Consider the following 11,025-nt stretch of genomic DNA (forward strand, 5'->3'; position numbering starts at 1 on the left):
CGGTTACTTCTAGGTTGGCACTTCTGAGGACGGTCTGCTGTAGTTCGGCACCGCGTAGCTTGGCACCCCGCAAGTCAGCACCTTCCAGCATAGCACCGGCTAAGTTGGCACCGGTGAGGTCGGCACCTCGAAAGTTGCCGCCTCTAAGGTCTACATTCTTGAGATCGCATTTGGGACACTGATTTGTGGCGAGTAATTGTTTGATATGTTCTGGTTTGGCAGCTTGTGAGGGAGCTGTCCAGCAAAAGGGAAGTATTAAAATGGCGATCGCAAAGATTTTTCGTTGCATTTTCAGTTCAATCTAAAATCTAAAATCCAAAATCTAAACTCGATCGCTTTGTTGTCAATGTATTATACAAGATGCTGTTAACATTGCTTCCGTCTTTAGGCGGAAACCGATCGAGATGTGGATCGCAATTTCGATCGATCAGTAGCTGAACTGCATCGGCAGTAATGGGCTGAGAGAAATAATACCCTTGGCCGCGATCGCACCGAAGTGCTTGCAGTTGAGATAGTTGTTCGGCGGTTTCGATGCCTTCAGCAGTTACGCTCAGGTGCAGGGCTTTTGCAAAAGCGATTACTGCATGGACGATCGCCGTATCTTCGCGATTGTAACCCAATCCCTTGATGAACGAGCGATCGATTTTGAGAGTATCTACAGGAAAGCGTTTGAGGTAACTCAGGGCAGAAAAACCGGTGCCAAAATCATCGATCGCCAACTGTATGCCCAAATTTTTTAGTTTATACAAAGTGGCAATGGTGGCATCTCCTTGCTCCATCATCATACTTTCAGTAATTTCCAACTTCAAATTCTGGGGCGCAAGCTCGATCCGAGCGAGGATCTGGGCAATTTTATCCTCTAATTGGGGTTGTTGGAATTGTTTGGCGGAGAGGTTGACACTCACAGTTAATGGGGCACGATCGGGGTAGCGTAAATGCCAATATTTTGCCTGACGGCAAGCTGTTTCCAGAACCCACTCCCCAATGGGCAGGATCAACCCGGTTTCTTCTGCTAGGGGGATAAACTTAGCCGGCGAAATCAGACCGATGCGGGGATGTTCCCAGCGTACCAAAGCTTCCAGTCCTACGATCGTACCGTTTTCCAACTCGACGATCGGTTGGTAGTAAAGCTTAAACTCTTGAAGCTCGATGGCACGGCGCAGATCGGTTGCCAGTTGCAAGCGCTCAAAAGCGCGAGAATCCATATCCGGCTTAAAAATTGTATAGCGAGATTTACCGTTTTTCTTAGATTGATACATGGCAGCATCGGCATTGCGGAGTAGATCTTCGCTACGTTCGTAACCGGAAGTACAGAAGGAAATCCCTATGCTGCTGCTGATGAATACTTCGCGCCCTTCCAGGTTGAATGGGGTTTGCAGTTGGTCTAAGATTCGTTCTGCTGTATGAGTGGCATCGCTCTCGTCAATTATGTCTTTAAGCAAGATGGTAAATTCATCGCCACCGAGACGGGCGACTACATCGATCGATCGCACACAAGATTTGAGACGCTGACTGACGGCAATCAGCAGTTGGTCTCCTGCTTTGTGTCCCAGGCTATCGTTGATCACCTTAAAGCCGTCCAAGTCCAAAAACAGCACAGCAACTGAAGACTTGTGTCGAATCATCGCAGTCAAAACTCGGTCTAGCTCGTTCAAAAATAAACCACGGTTTGGTAATTTGGTCAAGGGGTCCTGGAATGCCCGATCGGTTAGTTCGGTCAGTTGAATTTCCAGTTGCTCGGCTAGGTGGTTAATTGCTGCTCCTAAGTCGTTTAGTTCCTGAATTTTACCGGACGCTACCCGTCGAAAGTAGTTCCCCCGCACGATGTCGCCGGTAGCGGCGACCATAACTTTTAGGGGTTTGGCAATGTCTTGAGCGAGGACGAAGATGAACCACAACAGGGCGAGTGCCTGTACTAAAGTGCAAAACAGGGCGATCGCATAGCGCTGCTTGGAATGTAAAACTAAATCTTTAATGGGAACCAGAGCGACGAATAAACAGTTGTTACCTAGTGATTTGGCTGTGATGCGGAAGTTGTAGGGAGCTAAGTCTCGGTTGAGCTGCGCTAGCTTGTTTCTCGTGAGGTTATGTTTGTTTAGCAAGCGCCTCACATCAGCTTGCTTGATGGTGGTAGTGAGCAGTTTGCCTTCGCGGAACAGTGCCAACTCTACGCCATTACGCTCTTGGATTTGGTCGAGAGCTTTGTCCTTTAGTGTAGTACCGACCAACACTACCCCGATAATGCGTCCAGATATTTTAATTGGGGCTGATGCTAATACGATCAAGCCGTGACGACCGATCGTCACTGTAGAGGTAGTTTGTCCGGATAAAGCAGTTTTGACGAGGGGTTTTTCGAGCTGGTCGGTTTCTGGTAAGTTTAAATCCATCATTTCCCGACTGTTTTTCGTCCATATATCAATTCCCCCTACCCCCAATTTCTGCCGCACAGGCGTAACTATTTTAGTTAAGGCAACCTTGTCGCCGCGTTGGACTGCTTGGGGTAAACCATTTTCGTCTGCCAGCAGATGGGCAAAGATTTCTTTCGATCGTCTTTTTTCTTCCAGCGATTTGAGGATTCCTTCCAGGACTGTGGTTCCTCGCTGGTTGACTAAAAGCTCTAGTTGCTTGCTGATGGAGAGGTTTGAGAAGACGCCTTGACCGATCGCTGCTGCTAATACTGATGCGATCGGCACTAGCAAGCGAGTCTGAAGTCCCCAGGAACGAGGTTTCGTGTTTAACCGAAGCATAGCTGTAAGCCTCCAAAGATTTTTCGGCCTGACGCTTCCCGCACAAAAAGCTTTCGCAACGCGAACAAAATATTACGGCGGTAAATAAAGCTGATTGCAATCTTCCAGATAGATTTTGGTAGCATACGGCACTCGATATTTAACGATGACACTGTTTAAACTGTGAAATAAAGTCAACTACTTTTTTGTAATTTATTTGCCAAATTAATCTGAAATTATTGCTATTTTTATTAGCATACTATCGATTTTAACGCTAACAATCCAAAATATTTTATCGGTTTTATGCTCATATTAGCTTGATAAAACTTTTGCAAAAGTGATTTTTTAATTATTTTTTGACTGTGGCAAGCAAAAATTAATAGATATTAGCAATCTCTAACTATGCTCGCTCTACCATTAGGGTATGTGACATATTCCCGATATTTTAGACGCGCAACGCCTCTGTTAGGACAGAATAAGAAATCCGAATTTATTACCCCCTTTATAAGGAACTGCTCCAGACGCATAGGGCGCTCCAGAGAAGAAAAAGAGGATAACGGGGTAGCTAAACTGGATTTCGTATAACCTATTTTTGAGTTAGTATCTGTCTGTAAACAGAACTGTCGTCAGTTTAAGTCACAAAAGTGAAAATGTCGTGAATAAAGCTATACCTAAAAATTTTTGTCTATAAATAATTACTTGATATGATTTATACATTAAATACGTAAAATCCTCTTGTTTTTCACCTCATAGGTCTGGGCAGACACATGGGTCTGCCCAGACCTACCCGCTTTTCCTAAATGCCGTGGCTTTTGCCAATTACCCAATGACGGCGGAAAAATCGAGCTAAAGCAGATTCCTCTAAAGCTAAATAGATAGGGCGACCGTGGGGACAAGTGCGCGGATGGCGCGTGTACTGCCATTGTTCTAAGAGAGTTTGCATTTGCGGTAGCGTTAGAGGAGTACCGTTGCGGATGGCAGTGCGACAGGCAACGGCGACTTGCGCGGTTTGCAAGTCACCCCCTAAACTGAGTTCTAGGAGAGCGTTTGCACAATCTTCTCGCTTTGCTAGCAGTTCGGGTACGGTGCGTACTGCCCACATTTGTTCGCCAAAGGTTTCGATTTCTAAGCCAATGCGTTGCAGTTGTTCGACTTGGGCAGGTGATAAATTGGTAAGTACGATCGGCGGTTGAACTGGTACGAGCTGCCAAGCGGAACATATTTGCTCGTATATTACGCGCTCGTGGGCGATGTGTTGCTCTACTAACCAAACGCCGGCTGGATGTTCGGCGACAATATAAGTGTTGTGAATTTGGCTAACGGCACGCAGTTCCATCAGTCCAATATCATCTTTAGGGGATGAAACTGGTGATATAGAACGATTGACGTTGTAATTGCTTTTGTTTTCGGCGGCGGTCAGCAATTTACCCACTCTCTCGCTGTGGGCGGCTTCGGGAAGATTGGCTACACTGATTTGCAAAGCTCGATCGATCGCTTGGGTAACTTGTTGCTGCCAGTAATTTATTGAGTGCAAGTAGATTTCTGCTTTGGCGGGATGGCGATTCCAGTCAATTCGATCGGGCGAAATTTGCAGGTGCAGGAAACAGATGGGGTAGCGATCGCGCGGTAATGTACGCTGAAATGATGCCAGTATAGTTTGTTCGAGTTCCGGCGACTTCACCATTCGTCCGTTTGTCGCCACTCGCACCCAGTCGGGACGACGGCGATGACATCTGTCTGGAAGACCGAGAACTAATTCTAAGGATTGGGTACTCAGGGGTAGAGGAGAATTTACATCTAAATTTCCTCCCTCATCTTTAAGAGTTTCCAATTCCAACTTCAATTGCTGCAAGTCGCTTAAATGGATGTCGCGCAGGATTTGGGGGAGAATTTGTTGTGGAGTATCGCCAGGACTGATGGTAAACCATTGGCGATCGTTTTGTTGCACTTGCCAGGTAACCTGGGGGTGACAGAGGGCGATTTGGTGAATTGTCGCTTGGACGGCTTTGAGCTGTTGTGCGGCTGGTGGTAATCCCTGACGGCGGACAGTCCAAGTTCCGAAGATGTTGGCGGCGGTGACGATCGTTCCGGATGCGATCGCAATTGCTTGTTCGATCGCCGGTTCCCCCAACCCATCATACAGAATTCGCCACCCTTGCGTACCGTCAGCAGTGCGACTGCAAATCTCCAATTCAGATAGTTGCGCTAAACTGTGCAACGCTTCGCCGCGAAATCCCAGACTGGTAATTTTCCACAAATCTTCGCAGCGACGGATTTTGCTGGTGCTGTGGGCAGTTGCTGCCAATCGCAAGTCGTCTAAATCCATGCCACATCCATTATCTGCCACTCGCACTCGCCATTGTTCCGGCCAAAGGGAAATGGTGATGCGCGTTGCATTGGCATCGAGGGCGTTTTCTACCAGTTCTCGCACAACAGCTGCCAGAGAGTCAATTACCTCACCGGCGGCGATGAGGTGTACGACTTCTGCGGGTAGGAATTGGATGGGGGAAGGCATGGTAGGAAGTCAAAAGTTAAAAGTCAAAAGTCAAAAAAAAGAAGCTAACATAGAGAGTTTGGTGGAATTAAAAAGATTCATTATGCTTAGGGGTTGCTATAAAGATTTTTTGGTAACCAAAAAACAAAATGAGCTTTAAAGCCAGGTTTTGATTTTATATCATGTCCGGTTACATCGGGAGCGTCAAAAATTTGCGATCGCATCTGTGTTCATCTGTGTTTATCTGTGTTCATCTGTGGTTAAAATTTAACCAAGATTCGGTGCAGACAATCCTCAGCAGTCAAAAGTCAAAAGAAGGAAGGGCATCGGGAATCACGAAGAAAGCAGGGGGGTAGAGGGGTGACCGAGCAGAATTATTTTTTTTCCTTTTTCTTTTTCCTCTTCTTTTTGACTTTTGACTTTTGACTTTTCTAGTACCTAGCTATCAGTTTTCACATGAACCGGCCAAATCCCGAAAGCGATCAACCGCGCTGGGATATCGCGCAGAATTGGCAAACGGAGAAAAGCAGGCAGTGTAAATGAAAAATTAGAGTCATTCGAGTTAAGAATGCGAGCAAAAATTTGCTGCTGAATTAAAGATTGAAATGCTTGAATAACTCGCGTTGGCAATTCGCGCTGACGCTGCACTTGGGCGAGATCCCACTCGTGCAAACTATTGCTTTTGAGGGGTTCGCTCAAGTTATTTGCCGCCACGACAGCATCTTGAACGGCGTAGTTAATCCCAACTCCTCCCACTGGAGACATAACGTGTGCGGCATCCCCAATTAAAAGCAATCCGGGAAGATACCAACGCTTAATGCGACTGGATTCCACAGAGAGAAAGGCTATTTGAGAGAAATCTTTGAGAAGTTCGATCCTATCTCCCAACTCCGGAATGACATCAACAATACTTTTTCTCAGCGCTTCTATTCCATCGGCGCGAATTTGTTGATAACCGCCTTTGGGAATCACAAAAGCTATCTGCCATTCGTCGCCGCGATCGAGCATTACTAAGATATGATTTTTACCGATGCGACCCATTCCGCCTTCTGCGTCTTGTGAAGAACGCGGTAAACGAAACCACAAAACATCCATCGGCGGCGAAGTTCCTACTGCTTCAAAACCAGCTAGTTGTCGAAGGCGAGAATGACGACCGTCTGCACCGACTGTCAGTTTTGCTCTGACTTCGTGCCAACCGCCGTGTCCGCGATATCGCACACCTTTAATTATGCCGTTTTCTTCGATTAATTCTTGTACGTTCGCACCCAAAATTAACTGAAAGTTGGGATATTGTTTGGCTTCGGCGACGATGAATTCCAGAAACTTCGCTTGGGGCATCATCGTGATGAAAGGATAGTTTGTTTTGAGGCGATTCAAATTAGCGAGTTGGACTGAACCATTAGCGGTAGTAACACCAAGCGTGCGAATTTTATTGTGCGGTAATTGCAGTAAGCGTTCTGCCAAACCGAGTTCGTCCATAATTTCCATTGTTGATGGATGAACGGTATCGCCACGAAAGTCGCGATCGAAATCTTTGTGCGTTTCCAGCAACATTACCGAAATACCTTGACGCGCCAACAGAAGCGATAACACAACTCCTGCGGGGCCACCACCAACAATACAGCAATTCGTTTGGGTTATATCGATAATTTCACGGTCTGCGGTTTGCGCTTCGGTTTGACTCACATTTGACATTATAGCAGTCATAAAAAAGCTCCTCAATCAATTAAAAATTAAAAAAATTATTTGCTGTTGGTGGGCACTGCCCACCCTACTATTTAATTACGCTCAAAACGGATGGTAACAGTACGATAATCGGTTGCTGCACTACTACCTTGAATTGTAATTGGATGACCGTTGGGCGAACCGTCGAAAACTAGCTGAAAGTTATTTGCTTCGATTCTAGTCAAAGTCGATCGCTCTGTCAGTCCTTTTTGCGTAAAAGCTTGCCGATAAAATTTAATCAGTGCTTCGATACTAAGATTGCTGCTAAAAAATACATCTACTTCGCCTTGGATAAAGCTAGAAGGAAACTCTGTATAATTTTTTATATTTTCAGGCAAAGGAAACACGGTATAACGCGATACAGTTGCCTGTGTAGTATTGCTACTATTGGAAGAACTATCGCCCATTACTGTAGCAAGCGTTTTAGATGAATCAGCTTCGCCAATTAAAGTAAATGCTGCCCAATCTTTCGGTCTGGGAAATTGTTTCATTGTTTGAAGCATTGCACTTCGCAGTGCTTGCGCTTTATCCAGACCTTTTCTGAGATTTTGATAAAATGCGGTCATTAATTCGGCAGTAGGACTATCCGGTATAGACCACAAGGAAACTATGACGCTGGGTATGCCTGCACCAATGAAAGAACGGGAAAGTCCGACTACACCATCACCAGTAATTTTGCCTTTTCCTGTGTCGCAGGCGCTCAAAACAACGAGTTCGGCATTTAGCTTGAGGGCAATGATTTCTCGCGCTGTGAGAAAACCATTGTCGCCGGTGGATGGAGCGAAAGCAAGCGAACTGAAAACACCTGTTTCATCATCTAAAATGCCGTGAGTTGCTAGGTGAATTATTCGCGCTTGTGACATCCGCTGCTCAACAGTTAATTTAGTTGCGCCCTTCCCGATGATAGCTTGGGAGTCGAACAGTTGCGCGATCGCGTTTGCTTCTCGTTCCGCTCCGGGTAAACTGGGTAATTGTTCGGGTGGACGCCCTTCGGGTGCTAAACTGGGCATCGTGGGATTTCCCACAACTAATACGCCTTTTGCATCTTGGATGCGTTGCTGCTGTTGGCGGGTTAAATCTAAAATTTGAATTGATGGCGCTGTGAGAATGGTATGTTTTTCAATTAAATATTTTCCTGCATTATCTTGAAGTGCGACAAAAGGAACTAAAAATAGTAAGTCTTGGGGAATAAAGGTAATGCGATCGGTCGGATTTTTTGGCAATATATCTGCAATTGGTTCGATTAAAGTTTGATACAATTGTTGTAATTTTTGGTTAGCCGAGGAGCGATTATCTGGCGCTGCTGTGGCAGTCACTGCAACACCTCGACCTCTCACACCGATCGACTCGCGAGCATTTTGCACTAAATCTGCTAACAAAGCATTATTTCGATCTAGCTTTACCTGTCGAAATGTAATTTTACCTGTAGGTTCGATCGCCCAAATTAATAAGCCTGTAGCGCGGATATCTTTGTAATTGCTAAACTGGAGAGGCAAGTCGGGGTCATACTCATAAGTGACTGTATACTCAACCAAAGTAGAATTCTGCGCTTTGGCAATTTGTTTGATGCGATCGAGGTTAGGTGAATCAACACTAACCTGCAATTTTGGGTCATTAGCTAAGCGACTTGCCATTAAGCCGGCAAAAGCGCGAGAACGTCCCCGTTCTGCTAATTCTAACGCTTCTTCTATTCGGTTTTGCGCTACAAAAACTTGTTGCAGCCAACGCAGCAGCGCTACTTGAAATTCATATTCCCCAATGGCAGGCATTCCGGCATTCAATCGGAACAGTCGCGCCTTCTCGTAAGCATCAAAAGCAGCGAATAAAAATTTTTCTGCCTCTTTGATATTACCTATTAAAAATAAATTTACTCCCAGTTTCTCTAAAAGTTTTGGTTTGCCTAAACTGCCGTTATCCTTATCTTTCGCTTCTACTATTGCCAGCGCTTCTTTTAGTAACTCAATTGCTTTTGCGTAGTTTCTTTGGGACGAATAAATGCCGCTTAAAGCATCTAGGGAAGCCGTTTCGCGATTCAAGGGAACGCTGGCGAGTTCGTTAGGGTGTTGGCGGACAAATGCCAAATTCTGCTCGTGCAGTTCGGCAGCTTTCTGCAAATTACCAGATAGTTTATAACTTAATGCTAAAAAAGTCCGCGCTTGCCATTCTCCGTCTAAATTTCCAGACTGTTGTGCCAGTTTTAAAGCTTGTTCTAGAGTAGAAATCGATTGTTGGTAATTACCCGCTCTGCGCTGTTGAATCCCAGATTGAATCAGCGAATCAAGTTGTGATAATTGTTTGAATGAGTTGGTTGGAAGATGGCAAGTTTGACATTCATAATTTTGTGACAACCGTTGAAATTGTCCTGAATTTTCCGCTTTAACTGTAGCAGTTACCCACAGATAAGTAAGCAGTACTGTACTGGCTGTAATTTTTAGTCTCATCTCAAACCTCCCGGTCGCCACCCGCCAGACCCGTTAAGGTTGGCACTAGGTTGTTGACTTAAATTTTGAAAGATACATAATAAGATGGTACGTGACAAAGGCTGTTATGGCGCAGGCTGGAAATTTACTGTGGCACAGGTTGTTCTAGAAAATGTCTACAAAAGCTTTTCAGGTCGAAAAGGTGAGAAAGCGATCGACAAAACAGAAAAGTTCGGTCAGGAGGTAGAATTATTAGCTCTCCCAGAGGCGTTGCACACCACGTCTGCACAGAGTCCGGAACAAGCTGTCTTGCGGCGCATCAACCTAACAGTGAAAGATGGCGAATTTATGGTATTGGTGGGGCCATCGGGTTGCGGTAAAAGTACGCTGCTGCGCTCGATCGCTGGTTTGGAGGAGTTGACTGGCGGTAATATCTGGGTGGGCGATCGTTTGGTGAACGATTTGCCACCTAAAGAACGAGACATCGCGATGGTGTTTCAAAATTACGCTCTCTATCCGCACATGACAGTCTATGACAATATTGCCTTTGGGCTGCGGCGGATGAGTGGGGGAGAAACAACAGAAAATTCTTTACCGTTGTGGGCAGAAAATTTGTTGGTGGGAATGACGCGATCGCTTCCCAAAAAACTAAAATATCTGACGGAGCGAGAGAAAGCGATCGACGCGCAAGTGCGTGTTGTCGCTGAGTTGCTGCAAATCGAACCTCTGCTCGATCGGCTGCCAAAACAGCTTTCTGGAGGACAAAGGCAGCGGGTGGCGTTAGGACGAGCGATCGCTCGCAATCCGCAAGTTTTTTTGATGGATGAACCGCTTTCTAACTTAGATGCCAAACTCAGATCGGAAACTCGCGCCCAAATTGTGAAGTTGCAGCGGCAGTTGGGTACCACAACTATCTACGTTACCCACGATCAAACGGAAGCGATGACGATGGGCGATCGCATTGCGGTGATGAATCGAGGTCAAATTCAGCAACTGGCGCATCCTTTGGAATTATACAACCGCCCTGCGAACCGATTTGTTGCGGAATTCATTGGCTCGCCTCCCATGAATTTTCTGCCGGTACAGTTTCAAGCACCTCTACTGATTACCCATCCTCAGTCACAGTTCCGCCTCACTTTACCGGATATCTGGCAACGAGCGTTGCAAAATTACGATCGCCGTCCCCTGATTTTGGGTATCCGTCCGGAACACCTCAACTTGAGTTTACCAGCCCCAAAAAACTTGCAGGTGCGGGTAGATTTAGTGGAAGCGCTGGGTAACGAAACCGTTATATCTGTTCATTTGCGGGAAACTTCTGCCCCATCTACTTTCCAAGTGCGAATTGCGCCCGATCGACCTGTGCTGCTTGGCGAGGAGCTTTGGCTGTCGATCGCACCCGATAAAATTCATCTGTTTGACGCTCAAACCGAAATGGCCATCTGGCCTCGCTAGTCTTTGCCAGCTAAAGTCTTCTCCACTTCTAGCCAAACCCAAAAATGGACTGATTTGTAGGTTGGGTTGAGGCACGAAAACCAACGTATTTGTTGCTTTTCGTGCCTCAACCCAACCTACGGGAAAATGACCGAAAAGCGAGACGCAAGCCCCTGGCTTTAGACATGGGAATAAGTCGATAAGCGACTTTAGTCGCCGTCTCGATTTC

Annotated in this window: 7 protein-coding genes; 2 read left to right on the forward strand and 5 right to left on the reverse strand. The window is 46.0% G+C overall.

Annotation, left to right across the window (positions count from 1 at the left end):
• The 3 genes from H6S82_RS33890 to mutL form a co-directional block, all read right to left on the reverse strand.
• On the reverse strand, window positions 1–289 hold a 289-nt coding region (locus H6S82_RS33890), incomplete at its 3' end, for a pentapeptide repeat-containing protein (RefSeq protein WP_191056099.1).
• A 19-nt stretch (window positions 290–308) separates the two neighbouring features.
• Complete coding sequence (locus H6S82_RS06470) at window positions 309–2,747, reverse strand: EAL domain-containing protein (protein WP_190471298.1); 2,439 nt, start codon at window positions 2,745–2,747, stop codon at window positions 309–311.
• A 775-nt stretch (window positions 2,748–3,522) separates the two neighbouring features.
• Window positions 3,523–5,241: a DNA mismatch repair endonuclease MutL gene (mutL, locus tag H6S82_RS06475; RefSeq protein ID WP_190471294.1), complete on the reverse strand. Its 1,719-nt coding sequence runs from the start codon at window positions 5,239–5,241 to the stop codon at window positions 3,523–3,525.
• A 161-nt stretch (window positions 5,242–5,402) separates the two neighbouring features.
• Between mutL and H6S82_RS06480 the strand changes: the two genes are divergently transcribed.
• A complete protein-coding gene (locus tag H6S82_RS06480; RefSeq protein WP_191056100.1) occupies window positions 5,403–5,576 on the forward strand; it encodes a hypothetical protein in 174 nt (57 codons plus the stop codon).
• Between the two features lie 82 nt (window positions 5,577–5,658).
• On the opposite strand, the gene H6S82_RS06485 is transcribed toward H6S82_RS06480, so the two are convergent.
• Both H6S82_RS06485 and H6S82_RS06490 read right to left on the reverse strand, forming a co-directional pair.
• Entirely contained in the window at window positions 5,659–6,927 is a 1,269-nt protein-coding gene (locus H6S82_RS06485; RefSeq protein ID WP_190465883.1) for an FAD-dependent oxidoreductase, read from the reverse strand.
• 71 nt (window positions 6,928–6,998) lie between these two features.
• Complete coding sequence (locus H6S82_RS06490; protein ID WP_190465885.1) at window positions 6,999–9,386, reverse strand: CHAT domain-containing tetratricopeptide repeat protein; 2,388 nt, start codon at window positions 9,384–9,386, stop codon at window positions 6,999–7,001.
• A gap of 129 nt (window positions 9,387–9,515) precedes the next feature.
• Between H6S82_RS06490 and H6S82_RS06495 the strand changes: the two genes are divergently transcribed.
• The gene (locus H6S82_RS06495; RefSeq protein ID WP_322111926.1) at window positions 9,516–10,817 is read left to right on the forward strand and encodes an ABC transporter ATP-binding protein; all 1,302 of its coding nucleotides are present in this window, start codon (window positions 9,516–9,518) and stop codon (window positions 10,815–10,817) included.
• The last annotated feature ends 208 nt before the right edge of the window (window positions 10,818–11,025 follow it).

The organism is Planktothrix sp. FACHB-1355 (genome assembly GCF_014748295.1).
Taxonomy (GTDB): domain Bacteria; phylum Cyanobacteriota; class Cyanobacteriia; order Cyanobacteriales; family Aerosakkonemataceae; genus Aerosakkonema; species Aerosakkonema funiforme_A.